18 protein-coding genes and 3 pseudogenes are annotated in these 23,359 nt (G+C 39.8%); 13 read left to right on the top strand and 8 right to left on the bottom strand.

The genetic code is table 11. The features are described 5' to 3' along the window. Positions 1 to 5: 5 nt before the first annotated feature. Together HMPREF9010_RS02790 and HMPREF9010_RS02795 are read left to right on the top strand one after the other, a co-directional pair. A complete protein-coding gene (locus tag HMPREF9010_RS02790) occupies positions 6 to 587 on the top strand; it encodes a manganese efflux pump MntP family protein (RefSeq protein WP_004325313.1) in 582 nt (193 codons plus the stop codon). A 30-nt stretch (positions 588 to 617) separates the two neighbouring features. After that, positions 618 to 1,631 carry an FAD:protein FMN transferase gene (locus tag HMPREF9010_RS02795; protein WP_008651297.1) on the top strand — a complete coding sequence of 338 codons (1,014 nt, stop codon included), beginning with the start codon at positions 618 to 620 and terminating at the stop codon, positions 1,629 to 1,631. A 76-nt stretch (positions 1,632 to 1,707) separates the two neighbouring features. Here the strand turns inward: HMPREF9010_RS02795 and HMPREF9010_RS02800 are convergent, their stop codons facing one another. Continuing rightward, positions 1,708 to 2,079, bottom strand: a complete 372-nt coding sequence (locus HMPREF9010_RS02800; RefSeq protein WP_004302024.1) for a DMT family protein — start codon at positions 2,077 to 2,079, stop codon at positions 1,708 to 1,710. Between the two features lie 15 nt (positions 2,080 to 2,094). Beyond that, entirely contained in the window at positions 2,095 to 2,841 is a 747-nt protein-coding gene (locus HMPREF9010_RS02805) for an ATP-binding protein (protein WP_004304890.1), read from the bottom strand. Positions 2,842 to 3,024: 183 nt separating this feature from the next. Between HMPREF9010_RS02805 and HMPREF9010_RS02810 the strand changes: the two genes are divergently transcribed. From HMPREF9010_RS02810 to HMPREF9010_RS02825, 4 genes are all read left to right on the top strand, one after another. Further along, complete coding sequence (locus HMPREF9010_RS02810; protein WP_008651296.1) at positions 3,025 to 4,446, top strand: tetratricopeptide repeat protein; 1,422 nt, start codon at positions 3,025 to 3,027, stop codon at positions 4,444 to 4,446. Between the two features lie 16 nt (positions 4,447 to 4,462). Then, on the top strand, positions 4,463 to 4,933 hold the full coding sequence (locus tag HMPREF9010_RS02815; protein ID WP_004309768.1) for an NfeD family protein: 471 nt from the start codon (positions 4,463 to 4,465) through the stop codon (positions 4,931 to 4,933). 22 nt (positions 4,934 to 4,955) lie between these two features. Further along, positions 4,956 to 5,957: a flotillin-like protein FloA gene (gene floA / locus HMPREF9010_RS02820; RefSeq protein ID WP_004304885.1), complete on the top strand. Its 1,002-nt coding sequence runs from the start codon at positions 4,956 to 4,958 to the stop codon at positions 5,955 to 5,957. A gap of 156 nt (positions 5,958 to 6,113) precedes the next feature. Next, the gene (locus tag HMPREF9010_RS02825; RefSeq protein ID WP_004320316.1) at positions 6,114 to 6,992 is read left to right on the top strand and encodes a nucleoside phosphorylase; all 879 of its coding nucleotides are present in this window, start codon (positions 6,114 to 6,116) and stop codon (positions 6,990 to 6,992) included. A 117-nt stretch (positions 6,993 to 7,109) separates the two neighbouring features. Here the strand turns inward: HMPREF9010_RS02825 and HMPREF9010_RS02830 are convergent, their stop codons facing one another. Both HMPREF9010_RS02830 and HMPREF9010_RS02835 read right to left on the bottom strand, forming a co-directional pair. Then, positions 7,110 to 7,769, bottom strand: coding sequence for an NAD(P)-dependent oxidoreductase (locus HMPREF9010_RS02830; RefSeq protein WP_004302018.1), 660 nt, complete (start codon positions 7,767 to 7,769; stop codon positions 7,110 to 7,112). An 82-nt stretch (positions 7,770 to 7,851) separates the two neighbouring features. After that, complete coding sequence (locus HMPREF9010_RS02835) at positions 7,852 to 9,759, bottom strand: PAS domain-containing hybrid sensor histidine kinase/response regulator (RefSeq protein WP_004309766.1); 1,908 nt, start codon at positions 9,757 to 9,759, stop codon at positions 7,852 to 7,854. A 134-nt stretch (positions 9,760 to 9,893) separates the two neighbouring features. On the opposite strand from HMPREF9010_RS02835, the gene mnmE reads away from it, so the two are divergent. Together mnmE and HMPREF9010_RS02845 are read left to right on the top strand one after the other, a co-directional pair. Continuing rightward, positions 9,894 to 11,291: a tRNA uridine-5-carboxymethylaminomethyl(34) synthesis GTPase MnmE gene (mnmE, locus tag HMPREF9010_RS02840; protein WP_008651294.1), complete on the top strand. Its 1,398-nt coding sequence runs from the start codon at positions 9,894 to 9,896 to the stop codon at positions 11,289 to 11,291. A 52-nt stretch (positions 11,292 to 11,343) separates the two neighbouring features. Next, on the top strand, positions 11,344 to 12,186 hold the full coding sequence (locus tag HMPREF9010_RS02845) for a TrmH family RNA methyltransferase (RefSeq protein WP_004304878.1): 843 nt from the start codon (positions 11,344 to 11,346) through the stop codon (positions 12,184 to 12,186). An 11-nt stretch (positions 12,187 to 12,197) separates the two neighbouring features. Here HMPREF9010_RS02845 and HMPREF9010_RS02850 read toward each other — a convergent pair whose 3' ends face one another. Next, the gene (locus tag HMPREF9010_RS02850) at positions 12,198 to 12,674 is read right to left on the bottom strand and encodes a low molecular weight phosphatase family protein (RefSeq protein ID WP_004304876.1); all 477 of its coding nucleotides are present in this window, start codon (positions 12,672 to 12,674) and stop codon (positions 12,198 to 12,200) included. Positions 12,675 to 12,689: 15 nt separating this feature from the next. Next, positions 12,690 to 13,730: an alcohol dehydrogenase gene (locus HMPREF9010_RS02855; RefSeq protein WP_032852958.1), complete on the bottom strand. Its 1,041-nt coding sequence runs from the start codon at positions 13,728 to 13,730 to the stop codon at positions 12,690 to 12,692. A 249-nt stretch (positions 13,731 to 13,979) separates the two neighbouring features. Between HMPREF9010_RS02855 and HMPREF9010_RS02860 the strand changes: the two are divergent. The 5 genes and pseudogenes from HMPREF9010_RS02860 to HMPREF9010_RS02870 form a co-directional block, all read left to right on the top strand. After that, positions 13,980 to 16,756, top strand: a pseudogene (locus tag HMPREF9010_RS02860) (AAA domain-containing protein). 379 nt (positions 16,757 to 17,135) lie between these two features. Next, complete coding sequence (locus HMPREF9010_RS02865) at positions 17,136 to 18,176, top strand: YhcG family protein (protein WP_008651288.1); 1,041 nt, start codon at positions 17,136 to 17,138, stop codon at positions 18,174 to 18,176. A gap of 1 nt (position 18,177) precedes the next feature. After that, a pseudogene (locus HMPREF9010_RS26645) lies at positions 18,178 to 18,447 on the top strand (type I restriction enzyme endonuclease domain-containing protein); the annotation flags it as partial. After that, positions 18,440 to 20,065 carry a DUF4435 domain-containing protein gene (locus HMPREF9010_RS0124815; RefSeq protein WP_050428303.1) on the top strand — a complete coding sequence of 542 codons (1,626 nt, stop codon included), beginning with the start codon at positions 18,440 to 18,442 and terminating at the stop codon, positions 20,063 to 20,065. The pseudogene HMPREF9010_RS26645 and the gene HMPREF9010_RS0124815, both read left to right, overlap by 8 nt. A gap of 23 nt (positions 20,066 to 20,088) precedes the next feature. Beyond that, positions 20,089 to 20,763, top strand: a pseudogene (locus HMPREF9010_RS02870) (DEAD/DEAH box helicase); the annotation flags it as partial. A 1,043-nt stretch (positions 20,764 to 21,806) separates the two neighbouring features. Here HMPREF9010_RS02870 and HMPREF9010_RS02875 read toward each other — a convergent pair. Together HMPREF9010_RS02875 and HMPREF9010_RS02880 are read right to left on the bottom strand one after the other, a co-directional pair. Beyond that, entirely contained in the window at positions 21,807 to 23,057 is a 1,251-nt protein-coding gene (locus HMPREF9010_RS02875) for a DUF1735 and LamG domain-containing protein (RefSeq protein ID WP_004310970.1), read from the bottom strand. Positions 23,058 to 23,089: 32 nt separating this feature from the next. Then, positions 23,090 to 23,359, bottom strand: a 270-nt coding sequence (locus tag HMPREF9010_RS02880; protein ID WP_157453737.1) for a hypothetical protein, incomplete at its 5' end; no start/stop codon positions are given.

Raw genomic sequence — 23,359 nt, 5'->3', positions numbered from 1 at the left:
ATACAATGACAGGACTAGAGATTTGGCTGCTTGCAATAGGTCTGGCGATGGATTGTTTCGCTGTCTCAATTGCAAGCGGTATTATTTTGAAACGTACCCGATGGAAACCCATGCTAGTCATGGCTTTTGCTTTCGGCTTTTTTCAGGCAATCATGCCATTTATCGGATGGATGTGTGCAAAGACATTCAGTCATCTTATAGAAAGTGTAGACCATTGGATTGCTTTCGCGATCCTTGCCTTCTTAGGCGGACGAATGATTTTAGAATCTTTCAAAGAAGAAGAATGTTGTAAACTGTTCAATCCGGCAAATCCGAAAGTGGTATTAACCATGGCAATAGCCACGAGTATTGATGCATTGGCAATCGGCATTTCCTTTGCCTTTCTGGGAGTTCAGGATTATACCGAAATCCTCCCTCCTATCAGCATTATCGGATTTGTTTCATTTGTCATGTCACTCATCGGTCTGATCTTTGGTATCCAATGTGGCTGCGGCATCGCCCGGAAACTGAAAGCAGAGTTATGGGGAGGTATCATTCTAGTCATTATCGGACTAAAGATATTAATTGAACATTTATTTCTTCAATAAAACGAGTTTTCTCATCAAATAGAAGAGCGTATGAAAACAAAAAAAAGTTTCCTTTGGCTGGCTTTCCTGATTTTGGCAACTATCTGGATATTAGTCAGACATAATCAACAAGGTGGCTATTACAGTGTCAAAGGTTTGGTGTTTGGGACAGTATATAAAATTACTTATCAGCATGACGGTGACTTAAAACCGGAAATAGAAGCTGAACTAAAACGCTTCGACCAATCTTTATCGCCATTCAATGACAGTTCTGTTATCAGTCGCGTCAACCGCAATGAAGAGCTGGTGACTGATAGTTTTTTCCAGAAATGCTTCCATCGCTCGATGGAAATTTCCCGCGAGACAAAGGGTGCTTTCGACATTACAGTAGCCCCTCTTGCCAATGCTTGGGGATTCGGTTTCAAAAAAGGTGCTTTTCCTGATTCATTAATGATAGACAGTCTGTTACAAATCACCGGATATAAAAAAGTGAAAATGGATAACGGCAAAGTTATCAAACAGGATCCTCGTACCATGTTAAGTTGTAGTGCCGTTGCCAAAGGGTATTCGGTAGACGTAATTGCACAACTGCTCGACCGTAAGGGAATAAAAAACTATATGGTAGATATAGGAGGCGAGGTGGTAGTGAAAGGGAAAAATCCTTCCAAAGGCTTATGGCGCATTGGAATCAATAAGCCCATCGACGATTCACTGGCCGTAAACCAAGACTTACAGACAATTCTTGAGATAACAGATTTAGGCTTGGCTACTTCCGGAAACTATCGCAATTATTATTATAAGGATGGGAAGAAATACGCCCATACGATTGACCCTAGAACTGGCTATCCGGTACAACACAATATCTTGTCCTCTACGGTAATCGCCAAAGACTGTATGACTGCCGACGCCCTTGCCACCGCCTTCATGGTGATGGGACTGGAAGAAGCGGAAGCTTTCTGCAAAGCGGATACAACGATTGACGCCTACTTTATTTATAGTGGAGAAAATGGAGAGTTCAAGACTTATTATACGGAGGGAATGAAAAAATACATAACTACTCCGTAATATATATATATATATATATTATACAAACAGAGGTTCTACTTGAGTAAAACAGAACCTCTATTCAATTGGCAAATATCTATTTCATAAACACGAAATACACTGCTGCAATCAGACAAATAAATGCAGCCAGATGATTCCAATGTAAAGCCTCACCTTTAAAGAAGATGGTAGTGAACACTGTAAAAATAACAAGTGTTATTACCTCTTGAATGACTTTTAGTTGCATCAATGAAAACGGGCCTCCATTGCCTATAAAGCCAATGCGATTGGCCGGTATCTGACAGGAATATTCAAAAAAGGCGATCGCCCAGCTGAACGCAATCACACCGATCAGCGGAAGAGCTGCGAACCAACTGTACTCCTGTTTCATCTTTAAATGTCCGTACCAAGCAAATGTCATAAAGACATTAGATACAATCAGTAACAAAATGGTATAGAATCCTTTCATAACAATCTATTCAAATTAATCTATTTTATCTGGTAATAATTCCTCCTGTACATTAGTCATACTGCTCCAAAGGCTATAACGAGCTTCCGGGTTCATCGCTTCCAACTGCCGTAAAATTCCTTTCATATCACTCCGGCTGGACTGCGATTCATAAGGACAATTCTTCACTTGCTTCTGATAATGACGCAAAGCTGCCAATTCTACCAAATCAGCTTCATGGACCAGACACATCGGACGAATAATTGTCATATCAAACTTCTTCATCATCAACCGGGGCGGCATTGTACTGAAAGCTCCCTGATAAGTGATATTCATCAATAAAGTTTCCAAAATATCATCCATATGGTGACCGAGAGCGATTTTATTGCATCCGTGTTCCTTGGCAACTGTGAACAGGGCTTTCCGACGGTTCCATGAACAGAGGAAGCAGGGAGATTTACGTGTGTCGGTAGCAGGATCAAAAGCTGTCTCATACTGCACAAAGGGAACTCCATACGTCTCACAGTGCGCTTTCAAATATTCCGTATCACTCTGATAAGGAATATTCTTCATCACTACATGGACGGCAACGACAGAAAAGCGAGGTTTATAGATACGTGCGCGTCTCCCCAACAGTTCCACAAGCGCCAACGAATCTTTTCCTCCCGATAGTCCGATAAGGATTTTGTCTCCTTCTTCTATCAATCCATATTGCACCACTCCTTTGCTAAACCGCCGTTCAATGCGGCGAATGGTTTTCTCTTCTTCCGTAAATTGTGTCATATCTTTAAAAATCGGCTGCAAAAGTAAGCGAAAAGAATGATTTAAAGAAGAATTAACATAATAGAATCACTGAAAAAGGGTTTATTTCTAATAAATTTGTACTTTTGAACAATTGATAAATGGACCGGTGCCCGAAAGCAGCGATGTTTTCAATCTACCCGTCACTCATAAACGCTCAAAACGATGAAAGGAAAATATATTCTATTTTTAATTTGCAGCCTCTTCCTTTGCGAAGTCTCTGCACAAACGTTGGAACAGGCACGCACCTTATTTACCAAAGGTGAGTACGAACAAGCCAAACCAGTTTTTAAGAAGTATACTAAATCACAACCGTCGAACGGGAATTATAATTATTGGTATGGCGTATGTTGCCTGAAAACCGGAGAGGCGGAAGAGGCGGTGAAACCTCTTGAAATAGCGGTAAAGAAACGTATCACCGGTGGACAACTCTATTTGGGACAAGCATATAATGAGACGTACCGCTTCGAAGATGCCGTGAACTGCTTTGAAGAATACATCGCAGACTTAAGTAAACGCAAGAAACCGACGGAAGAAGCGGAGAAACTTCTAGAGAAAAGCAAATCTGACCTTCGTATGTTGAAGGGGGTTGAGGAAGTATGTATCATCGACAGTTTCGTTGTGGACAAAGCAACTTTCCTGAACGCTTACAAGATCAGCGAAGAATCGGGCAAACTGTTTACTTTCAATGAATTCTTCAAGACAGAAGGAGATCATCCGGGAACTGTTTATGAAACAGAAATCGGAAATAAAATTTATTATAGCGAAAAGGGCGAGAAAGGTAATCTTGATATCTTTTCAAAGAACAAGTTGTTGAATGAATGGAGTGACGGACGTCCGTTACCGGGTAGTATCAATGCTTCCGGGAATGCGAATTATCCGTTTGTTCTATCGGATGGAGTCACCGTTTATTACGCCAGCGATGGCGAGGGATTGGGTGGCTATGATATTTTTGTCACTCGCTACAACACGAATACCGACACTTATCTTGTTCCGGAAAATGTGGGTATGCCGTTCAACTCGCCGTACAACGATTATATGTACGTCATCGATGAATACAACAACCTCGGATGGTTTGCTTCCGACCGTTTCCAACCGGAAGGAAAGGTATGTATTTATGTATTCATCCCTAACACTTCCAAACAGACTTATAATTATGAAGCAATGGAGCAGCAAGAGATCATTCGTCTGGCACAGATTCATTCGCTGAAAGAAACCTGGAAGGATAAACAAGCGGTTACCGAAGCACTGCAACGATTGAAAGCTGCTATCAGTCATAAGCCCAAAGAACGCCGTGCCATGGACTTTGAGTTTGTCATTGACGACCATACGACTTACTATCTGATGAGCGACTTTAAATCCGCAAAAGCCAAGACACTTTTCCGACGCTATCAGCAGATGGAAAAAGACTATTATCAACAAGAAGAAAAGCTGAACGGCCTTCGTCAACAATATGCCGGTGCCAACCAACAGGGAAAAGCCAAAATGGCTCCTGCCATTCTCGACCTCGAAAAGCGGATACTGCAAATGTCCGAAGAACTCGATGCTCTCGAAGTGAATGTACGTAATGCAGAAAAAACAAAATAAATAATAACTCTGAACTATGGATATACTCATTATCGCCGTTCTCATTATTGCCGCAGTCATACTGTTTCTGGTAGAACTGTTCGTCATCCCGGGCATTAGTCTGGCCGGAATTTCTGCATTGGTTTGCATCCTGTATGCCAACTACTATGCATTCACCAATTTAGGTATGGCAGGAGGATTTGTCACTCTTGGCATATCAACGGTTGCCTGTATCGGATCCCTGATTTGGTTTATGCGATCGAAAATGCTGGACAAACTGGCGTTGAAAAAAGATATCGATTCAAAAGTAGACCGTAGCGCAGAAGATAGCGTCAAAGTGGGTGATATAGGAATCAGTACTACCCGCCTGGCACAAATCGGTTATGCCGAGATTAACGGAAAAATTGTAGAGGTAAAGTCAATAGACGGGTTCCTCAATGAGAAGACTCCGATAATCGTAAGCCGGATCACCGACGGTACAATCATGGTTGAGAAACACAAAGAATAATATTCACTTAATAAAAACATCAATGGAATCATCTTTCTACTTGCCTATCTTTCTGATAGCCGGAGGTATTATCTTCTTGATAATATTTTTCCATTACGTGCCGTTCTTCCTTTGGTTGTCGGCTAAAGTTTCGGGAGTTAACATCTCGCTGATACAACTATTCTTAATGCGTATACGTAACGTTCCGCCGTATATCATCGTTCCGGGAATGATCGAAGCCCACAAAGCCGGTCTGAAAAATATCACCCGCGACGAACTGGAAGCCCATTATCTGGCTGGCGGACACGTAGAAAAGGTAGTTCACGCCTTAGTATCGGCATCGAAAGCCAACATCGAATTGCCTTTCCAGATGGCTACTGCTATCGACCTGGCAGGACGTGACGTATTCGAAGCTGTACAGATGTCTGTAAACCCGAAAGTGATTGATACTCCTCCTGTAACGGCTGTTGCGAAAGACGGTATCCAGTTGATAGCTAAGGCTCGTGTTACAGTACGTGCCAATATCCGCCAGCTGGTCGGTGGTGCAGGTGAAGATACGATCCTTGCCCGTGTAGGTGAAGGTATCGTTTCGTCTATCGGTTCTTCTGAAAACCATAAATCGGTATTGGAGAATCCGGATTCTATCTCTAAACTTGTACTTCGTAAAGGTCTGGACGCAGGAACTGCTTTCGAGATTCTGTCTATTGATATTGCGGACATCGACATAGGTAAGAACATCGGTGCGGCTCTGCAAATCGATCAGGCTAATGCAGATAAGAATATTGCACAGGCAAAAGCTGAAGAGCGCCGTGCTATGGCAGTAGCTTCCGAACAGGAAATGAAAGCAAAAGCACAGGAAGCTCGTGCCAAAGTGATCGAAGCAGAAGCTGAAGTTCCTAAAGCAATGGCTGAAGCTTTCCGCAGTGGAAACTTAGGCATCATGGATTATTATCGCATGAAGAATATCGAAGCTGATACTTCCATGCGTGAGAATATCGCCAAGCCGACAACAGGCAATGCTGGCAATCAGCCATTGAGCAAATAATCGTTCACAAACGCCGGAATCCGATTTTATTTCAGTCGTAAGACGTTCTCCCCTTTCCTATGGAAAAAGAAAGAGACTTCTTCTGAACTTAAATCCGGTTCCGGCGTTTCTATTTATAGATACAATCCTATTATAAAACTAAAACCTTTCAATGACATGAAAAAGTACTTTCCATCCTCTGAATTGATAATCAATGAAGACGGTTCAGTATTCCATCTTCACGTAAAACCCGAATGGTTGGCAGATAAAGTAATCCTGGTAGGTGACCCCGGACGTGTAGCACTCGTAGCTTCTCATTTCGAAAACAAAGAATGTGAAGTGGAAAGCCGCGAATTCAAAACCATCACGGGTACTTACAAAGGTAAACGGATTACGGTAGTCTCTACAGGAATCGGTTGCGATAACATCGACATCGTAATGAATGAATTAGATGCACTCGCCAATATCGACTTTGTCACCCGTGAAGAAAAGGATCAGTTCCGCCAACTGGAATTAGTGCGTATCGGCACATGTGGCGGTCTGCAACCCAATACGCCTGTCGGAACTTTTGTCTGTTCACAAAAGTCCATCGGTTTCGACGGGTTACTGAATTTCTATGCCGGACGTAATGCCGTATGCGATTTGCCTTTCGAACGTGCTTTCCTCAATCACATGGGTTGGTCGGGAAATATGTGCGCTCCTGCTCCTTACGTCATTGATGCCAATGAAGAATTGATTGACCGGATCGCCAAAGACGACATGGTACGTGGAGTGACAATCGCTGCCGGAGGTTTCTTCGGTCCTCAAGGACGTGAACTTCGTATCCCGTTAGCAGACCCGAAACAGAATGATAAGATTGAAGCGTTCGAATATAAAGGTTACAAAATTACCAACTTCGAAATGGAAAGTTCAGCTTTGGCAGGACTTAGCCGATTGATGGGACACAAGGCTATGACCGTCTGCATGGTGATAGCCAACCGACTTATCAAAGAGGCCAACACCGGATATAAGAATACAATCGATACGCTAATTAAGACAGTACTTGACAGGATATAAATCTATATTCAGGAGAGTTAAATTGTAATCGAAAGAATAAAATTGCAATTAAAAGAATGTATAACGGCTTGAATCTTTCACTGATAATATGTGTAGATTCAAGCCATTGTTTTTTTATTAATAACCAATTGTAAATCTCTCCTGATGATGTTTCGGATATTCCAGTTCATCAATCATGGCGGCGGCATAATCTTCAACAGAGATATGGCTGTTTCCTACAATATCTACAATCATATCATCTTTTCCCAACCGATAACGTCCTGTACGTACTCCCGGACGCATATCCGCTGCCGGAGAGAAAAATACCCAGTCTATTTCCTTTTCTTTCTTTAAAAAGTTCAGATAGAACTCTCCTAGAGCTTTCACTCCCGGCAATATATTTTCAGGTACTTCACCGGAATCCATCAGACGCAAGCCCGGAGCGATAAACAAAGAACCGGCACCGCCTACCATCAAAAAGCGATTAACACCCGCTTTCTTCACTCCATCAATAATGGTCAGATAAACTTTGATTGTTTCATCGTATATATCAGGATTATTCCATCCCGGATTGAATGCACTAATAACAGCATCTGCACCCTTACAAACGGCAGCCACTTCATCAAGCGCGGAGACATCGGCTTTCACCACTTTCAGATTTTCATTCTCTATCTTTATCTTTTCCGGATGACGAACCACTGCCGTAACCTCGAAACCACGATTCAATGCTTCATTCAGAAGGGCAGAGCCCACAAAGCCGCTTGCCCCGATAAGGACTATCTTTTTCACTTTCTCCATATTCTAATATATTATAATGTTACTACTATATAATAAATAACACTACAACATTCAGAATGTTAGTTCTCTTTTAGAAAATTAATTATCCGATATAAGATTCTATTGTCTCTTTCAACCTTTCCAAAGAATAGGGCTTTGAGATAACAGCGTTGCATCCTGCCTGAATAGCCTGTTGCTGTTCAGTATAGAAAGCATACGCGGTCACTGCAATAATAGGCACAGTCAGAGAAATAGTACGGATCTTTTCAGTGGCTTGAATACCGTCCATGATCGGCATACGAATATCCATCAGAATCAAATCCGGCTTTTCGCGGATAAAACTATTGATGGCTTCCTGTCCGTTGCGTACCCATGAAATAATATATTCCTTATTCAGAAGAATATTAAGTTGGACAAAGTTCGACTCAATGTCTTCTACCACTAATATCTTTTTACGTTTATCCTCATCGACGTTCTTCTTATGTGAGAGGCTTCTTTCAGCAACTTCTTTCGGTACTTCCTGATAAGGCAAATAGAGTGCAAACGTACTCCCCTGCCCCAATTCTGAAGTTACCTCGATACGGCCGCCCAGTCGTTCTACAATGCTTTTACAAATTGAAAGCCCTAATCCGGTGCCTTGCACAAAATCATTCAGTTTCTCAAACCGGGTGAAAATTTGAGGGAGTTTCTCTTTGGATATACCGCAACCCGTATCGCTGACATACAGTTTCAGCCAGGAGCCTTCATGTTTCAAGCCTAAAGTTATACTTCCCTTTTCCGTATTTTTAATTGCGTTCGACAAGAAATTGAACAATACCTGCATCACACGGTTACGATCAGTAGAAGTCCAGTATTCTCCTTCGGGACGAATCACTTTCAATTCTACATTCGACTTCATCTTCAGCTGGTGCACTTTTTCCACTTCTTCCACTAGTCCTGCGATCTCAACCTGCTGGAAATGCATTTCCGATTTGCCGGATTCAATACGGGAAAGGTCTAAAATATCATTAATCAACTGCAGTAACAGGTTGCTATTTCTCTGAATAATTTCCAGATACTCCATTTTCTCTTCTTCACTTTCTGTCACTGCGATAATCTCCGAAAAACCGACAATAGCATTCAACGGAGTACGAATTTCATGGCTCATATTAGCTAAAAAGACCGACTTCATTTTATCAGCATCTTCCGCACGACGTTTAGCTTCGATCAATTCCTGCGAACGCTGAATCCGGTCTCCGATATCATGTATCAACGCAAGTACCCTGTTTCCTTCAAAGGGGGCGATACGTGCCTGAAAATAATGCAGACTTCCATCCACTTCAAGCGGATATTCTATTTCCTTCAACTTACCATCACGCAAACATTCCCTAATGTTACAAATGAACAAGTCGCTAACCTCCGGTGAATAAATAGATCGTCCATCTGCTCCGCGTAGCACTTCCACAGGGTGAAGCAATATCGTTCCCGGTGCCATCAGGACATCGGTAATAAAGAAATTATCATCAAAAATAAAAATGAATTCCGGCAATGCTTCAATTATTTTGCGATTATACTCTTCCAGATATTTGATATGTTGCTCCTTTTCGCATTGTGAAGTGACGTTCACCGTATATGCCAGCAGTTTACCCGGATGACTTTCGCAACTCTCTTTGTAAGACAGAAAATGATCTTCCAGCCAAATTACTTTCCCTTGTTCACTTATACAACGAACTCTAATTTGTGAGGTCTTAGAGTCTGATGAAAGCATTTCTGCAAAGGCTTGTTTATAGAATTCAATATCTTCCGGATGAATAAACCGATAGAAATCATCTATATCTTCAAAAATGATCCCGGCATCCTTTAATCCCAGTGTAAAAAAATAATCGTTTGAAAAGGAGCATTTGCCCGTAATGATATCATATTCCCACAAAGCTATTTGATGAGCTGCAAGGACAGAAAGTATTTCTTGTGAGTTCTCCCGTATGAGTTCACTCTTTTCATTGGAAGAATATAAATTAATCGCTGGTTCCATAAGCATTATTGTTTTATTTTGTTTGGTGTACCACTGCATGGCAGCAAATATAAACAAATAAAGCACAAGTTGTGCTCAATTTTCTGTTTTTTACTTAGAAACAATTATCTTTGCTCATCCAAAAAGAAAAAACAATGATTCAAGATACTATCTGTGCCATCGCTACCGCTCAAGGCGGTGCTATCGGAAGCATCCGCGTTTCCGGTCCGGAAGCTATTTCTATTACCGGCAGCATCTTCAAGCCAGCCAAAGCTGGCAAATTATTGAGCGAACAAAAACCATATACTTTGACATTCGGGCGTATTTATGACGGAGACGAGATGATTGATGAAGTGCTCGTCAGCCTTTTCCGTGCTCCTCATTCGTATACGGGAGAAGACAGTACGGAAATCACGTGTCATGGTTCCACTTATATTCTTCAACAGGTAATGCAGTTGCTTATTAAAAACGGTTGCCGCATGGCCCAGCCGGGAGAATATACGCAACGTGCTTTCCTCAATGGAAAAATGGATTTAAGTCAGGCAGAAGCTGTGGCGGACTTGATTGCTTCTTCATCTGCTGCCACTCACCGATTGGCAATGAGCCAGATGCGGGGTGGATTCAGTAAAGAGCTGACAGATCTACGCAACAAGTTGTTGAATTTCACTTCCATGATTGAATTGGAGTTGGATTTCAGCGAAGAGGATGTGGAATTTGCCGATCGTTCGGCATTAAGGAAACTGGCAGATGAAATTGAACAGGTCATTTCGCGGTTGGCTCATTCATTTAGTGTCGGCAACGCCATTAAGAATGGTGTTCCCGTAGCTATCATCGGTGAAACAAATGCCGGAAAATCGACTTTACTGAATGTATTATTGAATGAGGATAAAGCCATTGTCAGTGATATTCACGGGACAACACGTGATGTAATCGAAGATACTGTCAATATCGGAGGAATCACTTTCCGGTTCATTGATACCGCCGGAATCCGGGAAACCAATGACACGATTGAAAGTTTGGGTATTGAACGTACTTTTCAGAAGTTGGATCAGGCGGAGATTGTTCTTTGGATGGTAGATGCTGTGAATGCCGCTTCTCAAATTGAACAGTTATCGGAGAAAATAATTCCACGTTGTGAAGGAAAACATTTGATTGTTGTATTCAATAAGACTGATTTGATTGAAGATAAACAGAAAGAGAATGTATTATCTTTATTAAAAGACTTCCCCAAAGAATCTACGGAATCTATTTTCATCTCGGCCAAACAACGGAAGAATACAAGTGAGCTACAAAAAATGCTTATTGATGCTGCACACTTGCCTACAGTGACACAGAATGATATTATTGTGACAAACGTAAGACATTACGAAGCTTTAAACAAAGCTTTGGAAGCTATTCATAGAGTACAAAACGGACTTGATTCGCAGATTTCCGGGGATTTTCTTTCGCAAGACATACGAGAGTGTATCTTCTTTATTTCGGACATAGCGGGGGAGGTTACGAATGATATGGTGCTTCAAAATATCTTTCAACATTTTTGTATTGGTAAGTAAGAAGCGCATACTATCATTGCTGCAATAAAATAGATCGTTTAAAGAAATCACTATGCCCATTATAGAAATATCATCCTTAACAGACTCCGGAGTAGAAATATTCAGTACCCTCACCGAAGCTCAATTACGGAATCGTATCGAGCCTGATAAGGGATTGCTTATTGCAGAAAGCCCCAAAGTTATCCATGTAGCTCTGAATGCTGGTTATGAGCCTTTAGCCCTCTTGTGTGAACAGAAGCATATCACTGGTGATGCCGCTGGCATCATTGAACGTTGTGGTGATATACCTGTCTATACCGGTGAAAGAAAGTTACTTGCCACATTGACCGGATATACACTGACGCGCGGTGTCCTCTGTGCCATGCGTCGTCGGGCACTACCAAGTGTAGAGGAGGTGTGTCGGAAAGCCCGGCGGATCGTAGTCATTGAGGGCGTGGTAGACGCTACTAATATCGGAGCCATCTTCCGTTCCGCAGCCGCCTTGGGGATAGATGCTATATTATTAACACGCAATTCTTGTGATCCGTTAAACCGACGTGCAGTCAGGGTTTCGATGGGTTCTGTCTTCCTGATACCATGGACTTGGTTGGACGGTTCTCCCAATGAGTTGCGCAAACTGGGTTTCCGTACAGTCGCTATGGCACTCACGGAGAAATCAATCTCTATCGATAATCCTATCTTAGCAACCGAACCCAAGTTAGCCATCGTAATGGGAACAGAGGGGGATGGTCTTCAAAACGAAACAATTAATGAGGCGGACTATGTAGTCCGCATTCCTATGGCAAACGGTGTCGATTCTCTCAATGTAGCCGCCGCATCCGCTATTGCTTTCTGGCAACTTCGCGTTCAAAATGACGCAATTCTGCCACCATTACCGGATGATGTACATATATGATTACTTAATTCCTACTCACACCTACAATACGTATTTGCGCCACAGGAACAGCGAGGCAACAACTTTTCCATCAATTCACTCCGAAAGAACTCATACAGTTCTTTATGCATGATGTCATATAGTGCCCTAACCCGTTCTTCCTGCTCATCTTCTACATGAATTCCTCCCTGAAAGGGATCTGTAAAGTTGAAAGAAACGTATTTTCTCACTACACTCTGCATTTCCTTTTGCACTTCCTCCGCTTCCGGACAAAGGGTAATGACATAATCCCATGTCTGTTGGGCATACGTCGCAACGTCACAGGGCTTTCTACGCGAAAAGTCATATCCATTTTGTTCCATCACTTGGCAAACAACGTCAGGAACAGAATTTCCAGCCAAAATACCGGCAGTACTAATCTTCATCCCTCTACCGAAGGAGTTCAAAATTTCCTGTGCCATACGACTGCGGCACATATCATTATTACTTACTATCAGTATATTCTTCATACAAAAATTCTATTTTTATTTATTTCCTGATATAGCTACTTTAATAACCCCATCCAACTTGTTCTCGAAAATACGGTAAGCTTCCTCAATCTCATTTAATGGAAATCGATGTGTAATAAGAGGAGTTGTATCAATTTTACCTTCCTCAATCAGCATGAGAATCTCGTTACAATCGCAGCCATCCACTCCACCTGTTTTAAAAACCAAATTCTTGCCATACATATCAGGTAAAGGAAGAAGTTGTGGTTTATCATAGAGGGCTACAATCGTGACAATAGCATTAGGACGGGCACAATTCCAAGCCAAATGGAAGGAATCGTCACTCCCTGCCACTTCCAAAACGACATCTGCACCACCATGGTCACTGTTCTTGAGAACAAAATCCTTGCAGTTTTCCGGTTCAGTCACCAACACATCAGGATAATGCTCGCAGACAAACCGAATTCTTTCAGGAGACTTTTCACAGACAATAATGCGTTTGGGCTTCTTCAGCATCACACACAATAAAGTACAAATCCCAGTAGGTCCGGCACCGATGATAAGAACAGTATCTTCCGCGGTTATTTCCGAGATGCGTGTTGCCCAAAAGCCTGTTGCAAGCACATCACCGACAAACAAAGCTTGTTCATCACTCACTGTATCCGGAATACGATTCAAACCTTGATCCGCATAAGGAACTCTGACATATTCCGCCTGACCGCCATCAATTCGACAACCTAAAGCCCAACCGCCATTAGGATCAGTACAGTTATTCACATATCCATGCTTACAGAAAAAACACTCACCGCAGAAAGTTTCGACATTCACAGTCACCCTGTCACCAGGCTTCACCGAAGTGACATCAGCCCCTACTTGTTCTACCACACCTACCATCTCATGCCCGACAGTTATTCCGGGCACAGCACGCGGCACACTGCCATGTTTAATATGAAGATCACTGGTGCAGATGCTACCAAGTGTTACACGCACGACTGCATCCCGTGAATCCTTTATTTCCGGTCTTGCTTTCTCCTGCAATTCAAACTTTCCGTGTTCAATATATGTGTATGCAAGCATAATATCCTCCTCGTTCATTAATATATACCTTGCAAAGATAATGATTTCATTGGCAAAACAAATCTCTTTTATCACGTTCAATACTCCCAAACCGAATCTCACTCTATATTTATAACAATACAAAGCTGAATAAAGTCATTCACTGTTTTTTCTACTTCAGCTTTGATATTCTGGAAAATATTCTTACTTTTATATCCTAAATAATAAATAAAAACAGCAGCATGACTTATTATATTTACACACAAGCCTATGATAGATACTTCCGAAAATCTGATTATTATAAAAGGTCAAATCAAGACTCCTGAAATAGAAAGTTGCCAAAATCATAATGGCAACTATAAGGTAGTATTCCGGAATGTTCCCAGTGCGTATACTTACAAAGAAGAAAATGTCCTTTGGCTGACTGATCCGGACAAACCGGACCCCAATAATTATCAAATAATCAGTAAAGGGAGAACTTTATCAAACATCAAAGCCTTATCTATTTTTAAGGCCGGATCACACAACTATTGGCACATTCGTTTTCTGAATGGTAAAGAGTATGATTACAGAGAAAAGGACTTAGAAATTATCGAATCATGCTTGGGAGAGAGTCGTTCGAAAAGTATATTCGAATATTTGAAGAAAGTTGCCGATGCGAACGAATTGAAAGCTGATGACGGAACGAAGCTATTGGCAAAACAATATGAAAAGATTCATTTCATCGCAAACAACAGAGCTATTGCTGTATATCTGAATCCTCAAAAATATAAAATGCAGACCCAGCCTGCCTCAACCTTGATTTTTCCTTTCGGTTGTAATGCAAGCCAGCAAAAAGCAGTCCAGGCAGCTTTTGAGAATCAAATCAGTGTTATACAAGGACCTCCGGGAACTGGAAAGACCCAAACGATTCTGAACATCATTGCCAATATCCTTGTGCGTGGTAAGACTGTTCAGGTAGTATCTAATAATAACTCCGCCATTGTCAATGTACTTGAGAAGTTATCCAAATACGATATGGGATTCATTGTTGCATTGCTTGGCAGCACAGCTAACAAAGAGAAATTCATCGAGACTCAAGAAGAGGAAAAACAATATCCGGAGCACTTTGAGTCATGGCATAATACGGATGTCGACCAACCTCAATTTCTCAATCAGATACATCATCAGACAGAAGAACTAAAAAGCATATTTTACAAACAGGAACGCCTTGCCATGGCAAGACAGGAAATACAAGCTTTAAAAATAGAGTGGCAACATTATCTGCAAGAGTTCGGAACAAAAGAATTTACTCTCCAACAACGGAAAAATTCCAGTTCGGCAGACCTTCTGAATTTATGGAATGAATGTCAGCAATTTGCAGAAAAAGAACAATCATCAAGTCCTCGGGGAATAGCAGCTTTTATTCAACGGTTGAAATGGTTATTCTTTAAATTCAGAAGCAAAGCGATTTGTAAAATCCCCAATAAAGGTTTTTATAAACGGGAGATGAGTTTGATTATCGCCGACTTCCAAATCTTATTCTACCAAACAAAGTATGCAGAACTGGAAGTTGAAATAGACACATTAGAAAAGGAACTTGCCAACAAAGATGCAGCAGAAATGGCTAGACAAATGGCCGATACATCAATGAAATATCTAAAGAATCAGTTATTTCATACCTATGGCAATAATCATGACAAGCCCATCTTTACGCTCCCTGATCTAAAAAATAATTGGCGAGAGGTACAGAAAGAATACCCTATTATCTTAAGTACGACCTTTTCATCATTAAGCAGTCTGCAACGAGATGCCGTATATGATTATATCATTATGGACGAAGCATCACAGGTTTCCGTTGAGACCGGAGCTTTAGCCTTGTCATGTGCTAAAAATGCAATCATTGTCGGTGACACCATGCAACTTCCCAATGTGGTCACGGAAGAAAATAAGGAAAAGCTAAACTTTATCGCTAATGCGTGCCTGATTAAGCCGGAATATGATTGTGCCAATATGAGTTTTTTGCAATCCATCTGCAAAGTTATTCCGAATATACCGCAGACCTTGTTACGGGAACATTATCGATGCCATCCCCGAATTATCAACTTCTGTAATCAGAAATTTTATGGTGGAGATCTTGTCATCATGACACGTGATAAAGGAGAAGAGGATGTCATTTGTGCCATACGGACAGCCAAAGGTAATCACTCCCGCAGTCACATGAATCAACGGGAAATAGATGTTATCAAAGAGGAAGTACTACCGAATCTATCTTATGAAACAGATGAAATTGGCGTCATAGCTCCATATAACAAACAAGTAGATGCAGTAAAATCCGCACTTGAAGAGGATATTGATGTCGCAACAGTCCATAAGTTTCAGGGAAGAGAAAAGGATGCTATCATTATGACCACTGTCGACGATGTCATCACTTCCTTTTCCGACGATCCAAACCTGCTCAATGTTGCTGTTTCGCGGGCTAAGTCACAATTCTATTTAGTCGTATCGGGAAACGAACAACCCAAAGACTGCAATATCAGCGATTTGATTGCTTATATCGAATATAACAATGGTACTGTTTCCACCAGTAAGATTCATTCTATATTCGATTATCTATATGAGCAATATACAGATGCTCGAATTGCCTATTTGAAGAAGCACAAAAAATATCCGAATACGATTCCGAGAATCTTACATTTGCATTACTTGAAGATATCCTGAAAGAAAATATCAATATGCGTCATTTGAATATCATTTGCCATTTACCACTCTATATGTTGATTCAGGATTATTCTCTATTGAATGAAGAGGAAAGCAAATATGCTGCAAATATAAATACTCATATCGATTTTCTAATTTATAATCGTGTGAGTAAACAACCGATATTGGCTATTGAAACAGATGGTTATACATTCCACAAATCGGGGACGAGTCAGTCAGAACGTGATATTAAAAAGGATCGTATCTTAGAGTTGTACGGAATTCCATTGGTGAGATTGTCTACTATAGGTAGTAATGAGAAAAAAATTATTGGAGATAAGTTAAGCGAAGTATTAAACTTGCATTAGAATGCTCATTGCAAATCATTTTTTTTGTTAGAATAGAAGTTTCTGCATATTCTAACAACCAAAAGAATAAATTTTACTCCAACTATAACAATTACATCAATAATAATACCTACATTTACTTCTCATTTAAAGTACGACAGCACAATGGAAATTATTTTCTACTTTTAATACATTAATTAAAATGCGGATAAGATACAATACACATAACAATAAGAATCATCTGTTTTACCAAAATAGGCAGATAAATAAACCGTATTTCGACCAAATACTAAGAAATGAACAGGAAAGTATTAGGTTAACAATTCTACGCGACACTCTTCTCCCGAAGCTGATGTCAGGAGAACTAAAAATTAACGCAACTGAAGTATTATAGATTACGATGAACCAGTCAATAAACATACTTGATAAAGAATATCTGCAATGGGTGAAAGACCTTTGCGGTCGCTATCGTCAAAGCCAAATAAAGGCAGCGGTGAAAGTAAATGTGGAACAGTTGAAATTCAACTGGCTTTTAGGTCGTGACATTGTTGAATTGCACGTAGAAGAACGCTGGGGCGAAAGTGTTATCACTCAATTGAGCAAAGATTTACGTGAAGCTATACCCAATGCGGCTGGTTTGTCAAAGAGCAATATCTACTATTGTAGGAAGTTTTATTTGTTATATAAGGATGCTCTGAAAACTTTCCACCAAGTTGGTGGAATATTTGAAGTCCCATGGAGACACCATTGCTTGATAATGGATAAAGTGAAAGACGATATAGACAAAGCTCTGTTCTATGTTCACCAGACGGTGGAGAACGGCTGGAGTCGTAGTATGCTGCTCAATTTCATTAGCACCGACCTTTATGAGCGGCAGGGCAAGGCACTGACTAACTTTACAAAAACATTGCCCGATGCGATGAGCGACCTTGCACAGGAGTTGACCAAAGACCCCTACAATTTTGCTTTCACGGGTATAACTGGGCGTTACAATGAACGATTGCTCAAAAATGCTCTACTGAATAACATTACCCGATTCCTGATTGAACTGGGTACAGGTTTCGCTTATGTGGGCAAAGAATATCGTTTGGAAATAGGCGAAACGGAAAACTTTATCGACTTACTCTTTTATAATCTTTCGCTTTCCTGCTATGTAGTGGTAGAGGTAAAGATCGGTAAATTTGCTTTTGCCGACATCGGTCAATTAGGTGGATATGTGGTAGCTTGCAATCATTTGCTGCGTAAGGAAGGACGGGATAACCCAACCATCGGCTTACTGATTTGCAAAGAGAAAGACCGCATACAAGCTCAGTATGCTTTGGAGTCGAGCAGCCAACCTTTGGGTATTTCCGAATATGATCTGGAGAAGTTCTATCCCGAAAAAGTGGAAGGTACCATGCCTACCATTGAAGAGATAGAAGCTAAATTAAGAGATAACTAACATTGACTGGCAGAAAAAAGAATCTGCCAGAGCCGGAATGCGCAAAATGATAAAGCGGTTGCTGAAGAAATATAAATATCCGCCCGAGGAAGCTGCTAATGCATTGGAAACAGTCATTCGTCAATGCAAACAATGAACGGATAATGATGATTCAGAACCTCTTTATCAAAAAGCCCCGAAGAAATATGAGTTTCCTGAAAGCAGTTCATACACCATAACTGCTGAACCAAACATCAAATACAATAATTTATCAGAAAAAAACAATGAGTAACAAGTCTATAATCATACCTGTGAACAATAAACCTACAAAAATTGAGAGTGTACAAAATTTTGTTATTGTAGGCGCAAATGGAAGTGGAAAAAGCCATCTAGGTGCTTGGATTGAACAGCAATCAGCAAATGGAGAAGTCCTTAGAATTTCAGCTCAAAGAGCATTGTCAATCCCGGATAATATCACTATCAAAAGCGAAGAAGCGGCATGGAATAAAATATATTATGGTGAAGAACTTCACCATGATAAAAATTACAAATGGAATTGGGGGAATGGATTAACTACTAAACTAATAGATGATTATGACAGCGTTTTATCTGCTATCTTTGCCCGTTTAAATAAAGAAGATAGAGCTTATGTTATAGACTGTAAGGATAAAGAAAAAAGAGGTGAAACGAAAGCCGATGTTCCACAAATGATTATAGACAAAATTACTTCTATATGGAATGCTATATATCCTCATAGACAAATTATTCTTGAGGATGCAAAGATAAAAGCCAAAACCACTTCATCAGAGGAATATCATGCCAAAGAAATGTCTGATGGAGAAAGAGTAACAATTTATCTATTAGGTCAATGCCTTATTGCGCCGAATGATATGACAATCATAATAGATGAACCTGAAATACATTTGCACAAATCTATTATGTATCGTTTATGGGATAAAATTGAAGAATTCTGTCCAAACAAAACATTCATATATATAACTCATGATTTAGACTTTGCTGCTTCAAGAAAAGAAGCAACTAAAATATGGGTTAAGTCATATTTTGGCAATAACCGATGGGATATTAAAATATTAGATCCCGATGAAAATATTCCTGATAGTTTAATGTTTGAGGTATTAGGCAATAGAAAACCTGTTCTATTTGTCGAAGGAGAAAGAGGAAGTTACGATAATCAATTATACCCTTTCGTTTACAGTAACTATAACATAATTCCATGCCATGATTGCTCTAAAGTCATAGAAATGACAAAATCATTCAATAATGAGCGAATAAAAAACATGCATAATTATAGCATAAAAGGGCTAATAGATCGTGATTATATGACGGAAGCGGAGATTTCATGCTATAAGGAATCGAATATTTACACGCTAGATGTGGCTGAAGTCGAAAATTTATACCTAATCGAGGATATAATAAAACTAGTGGCAGAGAACCAAGCATTAGAACCTAATGAAACATTTAATCAGGTAAAACAGTTTTTATTCAACAAGTTTAAAAGAGAATATGATTTACAACTATGTTCAATTTGTTCTAGAGAAATCCGCCATAAACTTCAATGTTACACAAAACCTAGTGAAAATACAATGGAAGCTTTAGAGGCGCAAGCACAAAAGATTGTGAATTCTATTGATATTCCGCAAATATATAACCAATCTAAACAGAAAATTGATGCCATAGTTACATCGCAAGATTATGATAACCTACTGAAAATCTATAATCGGAAAAGCTTACACCTCCAAATTTCAGGTATTCTAAAGTTATCATCAAATGAATATCCTAAATTGATTCTGAGAATGATGAAAACGGATAAAAAAGAAAGAATTATAGAAGCGCTTAAAAAACATATGCCAATTTTGGACGAGAAAGAGCCATCCATCGAAGTCATCTAAACTTTATCCCCGATTGGTCATTTGTACCGCAGACCTTGTTACGGGAACATTATCGATGCCATCCTCGAATCATCAACTTCTGTAATCAGAAATTTTATGGTGGAGATCTTGTCATCATGACACGTGATAAAGGAGAAGAGGATGTCATTTGTGCCGTACGGACAGCCAAAGGTAACCACTCCCGCAGCCACATGAATCAACGGGAAATAGATGTTATCAAAGAGGAAGTACTACCGAATCTATCTTATGAAACAGATGAAATTGGCGTCATAGCTCCATATAACAAACAAGTAGATGCAGTAAAATCCGCACTTGAAGAGGATATTGATGTCGCAACAGTCCATAAATTTCAGGGAAGAGAAAAGGATGCTATCATTATGACCACCGTCGACGATGTCATCACTTCCTTTTCCGACGATCCCAACCTGCTCAATGTTGCTGTTTCGAGGGCTAAATCACAATTCTATTTAGTCGCATCGGGAAACGAACAACCCAAAGACTGCAATATCAGCGATTTGATCGCTTATATCGAATATAACAATGGCACTGTTTCCACCAGTAAGATTCATTCTATATTCGATTATCTATATGAGCAATATACAGATGCTCGAATTGCCTATTTGAAGAAGCACAAAAAAATATCCGAATACGATTCCGAGAATCTTACATTTGCCTTAGTCGAAGATATTCTAAAAGAAAAATATTAGAATAACCATCTCAAACCATAATTATATTTAACGTACACTCACTTACCCAAATCAATATTCAGATTAATATACAAAAAGATAAAAAGACTTCCATTATTACGAATCAGAAGAAGTACAAGAAGACGCAACTATCTGAAAAATTCAGATAGTTCAGTAAGAAGAAAAAGAGTTTTATCCCGAACGTTAAACCATAACTTTGAGAATTGTACTCTGCATAATCACTAAACTATATCGCACGTTTCATTACTCAATCAATACGATAAGCGATACATAAAATAATATTTATATTGCTAAATTTTCCCGTTTACAGGGCCATTTACAGAGTCTTTACAGAGTCAAGTTTTCTAAATCAATTATAAGAAAATACGGTCCTGCCGACCCATTGCATTACATATCTATGCCGAAGCCTAGGATACAGTGGGGGCATTAACCCTCCACACGGGGACAGAACCGTAATATCGCGAAACTACGAACATATTAAAAATATGTTCGTAGTCGTTTACGACTAAAGGCTCCTTGGCTTCCAGTCGGCAAAATAGACATGTAATGCCCTACAAAGATAAGACTATTTCCTTATAAAGCCAATAAAATCAATGTTTTATTATAAAATAATACAGAATGATATATAAAAATCTCAATAAAAAGATACGACCCTGATCCCCCGCTGCATTACAAATCTATTAGCCGCAGCCTAGGATATGAGTGGGGTAATTAACCTACCACACGAGGAACACAGAGCCGTACTATCATTAACTGCAAAGTATATATATACCTGCAACTGACGACAACTAAGGATCTCCTAAGACATATAAACGACTTAAATATTGTAATGCAATACAAAGGTGAACATAAAATCCGAGAAAACCAAAGCACCAAGCATTATTCTTATAGCAAATGCACATTATATATCGCCTAAGATAAAATGACTGATATTTTAAAGAATTGAATCTAAACAGAAAAATCACCTTTGAAACACAATGTAACAAAGGTGATTTATTTGCACTAATTTCATTTCAAGATATTATTCCCGAAAGCTACTCTTTATTTTTCTGCGGTACTTCAATCCCCTCCGGCCATATAGCAGTTGTATAAGCCACAGCATCATTTCCATTACCGGTCAAGTCTTTTGCAATGTTATTTCCTTTACCTTCGTTGAACTTCCAGTAAGCTTTCAAACCAGTAGTTTGGGGATCAACATCATACATATTCCTGTAAATTTCTTCTTGTGAACGGAGCACATTCCATATACGTACTTCACAAATCTCTCCATTTAATTGCCGACTCATATCGTCGGGGTCTCCATAAGAGTGTCCTATCTTAAACATAAAGTCTCCTTTCTTCTGTTTTCCAAGGTTTATGGCTTCCCCATTTCCGTAATCGTCAATGCGGCTCTGCTCTTTACCATCTACATACATAATAGCAGCCTTTGTCTCCGTGTCATAAGTAACGGCAACATGATACCACTCACCAGGTTGCAACAGTTTACCATCATTGGCATTTGGAAATTTCATTTCATTAACCGCAAATTGCAATTGCTGTCTAGGAAAGCCAGAATCACCAAAACGTAACAAACAATATTGCTCAATACCCATAATGGATGAGATTTCAGTAAGAGGATCAAATCTATTCACTCGAACAACAGCTTCGAAAGTAAGTTGCTTCAATCCGTTTACTACATTAGCAGTAGGACTACCGGCAACAAATCCCGGTATCTCAAAATAATTGTTAGCAAGACTGACAGCAGTAGTTATAGCACTGGAACGACGCACTATGTAACAGATATTTTTAGATCCGCCCAATATGCTCATCCCTCCTGATGCTTCTCCAATAGTAACAGGTAATAGAAAGCTAGTGTCAATATCCAAGTCTATCAGGTTGGAAAATTCAATAGTTACCATTTCCGAATCTACACTTCCCTTAGGAATGACAACATGCTGGGTGGAGAACTTATAATACTTAGCATCCAACATTGCATAATTATTCCCTAAACGTGCATTATAATAACTTATCAATGAAGGATCTGTCCGAAAGCTGACATCTATATCCTGCTCAGCAGGATATGCCAGTACAGCAGAAATCTGTTGCTGTCCATCCTGTTTAAGATTATTAAATGTAAAATTAGCTATATCCTTCACTTTCGCCGCATCAATATATACACTATTACCAAAAGGAGATTCCTTAGTATAATCTTTGTTGTCACAACCTGTTATTAATAACAGGAAAACCATGACCAAACAATTATTACTTATTTTCATTATATTCTTGTTTTGAATTATCAGACTCATTATATCTTTAGTTTTAAGATTCATTTTATTTCTCACATTCCGGACGGACGTACCCATCCTTTTGAATACACATTATACATCTGGCGCAAAAGCCAGTCCAACGGTTTATAAGTATAAGAATACTCACCGGAAATAAATCCCCAATCATAAGGAGGATAGATGGATTGCCCCCAATAAGCACCATCATCCATCATAGCGTTAATGCCATCTCCTATCGCGATATCGTTCACCATTCCTTCATACATATTTTGCTCATTAGCTGTAAGATCAAACGCATATACAACAATATTATTTTTTTTACG

Source organism: Bacteroides sp. 3_1_23, assembly GCF_000162555.1.
GTDB classification, from domain to species: domain Bacteria; phylum Bacteroidota; class Bacteroidia; order Bacteroidales; family Bacteroidaceae; genus Bacteroides; species Bacteroides ovatus.
This window is presented reverse-complemented; position numbering and strand designations above follow the sequence as displayed.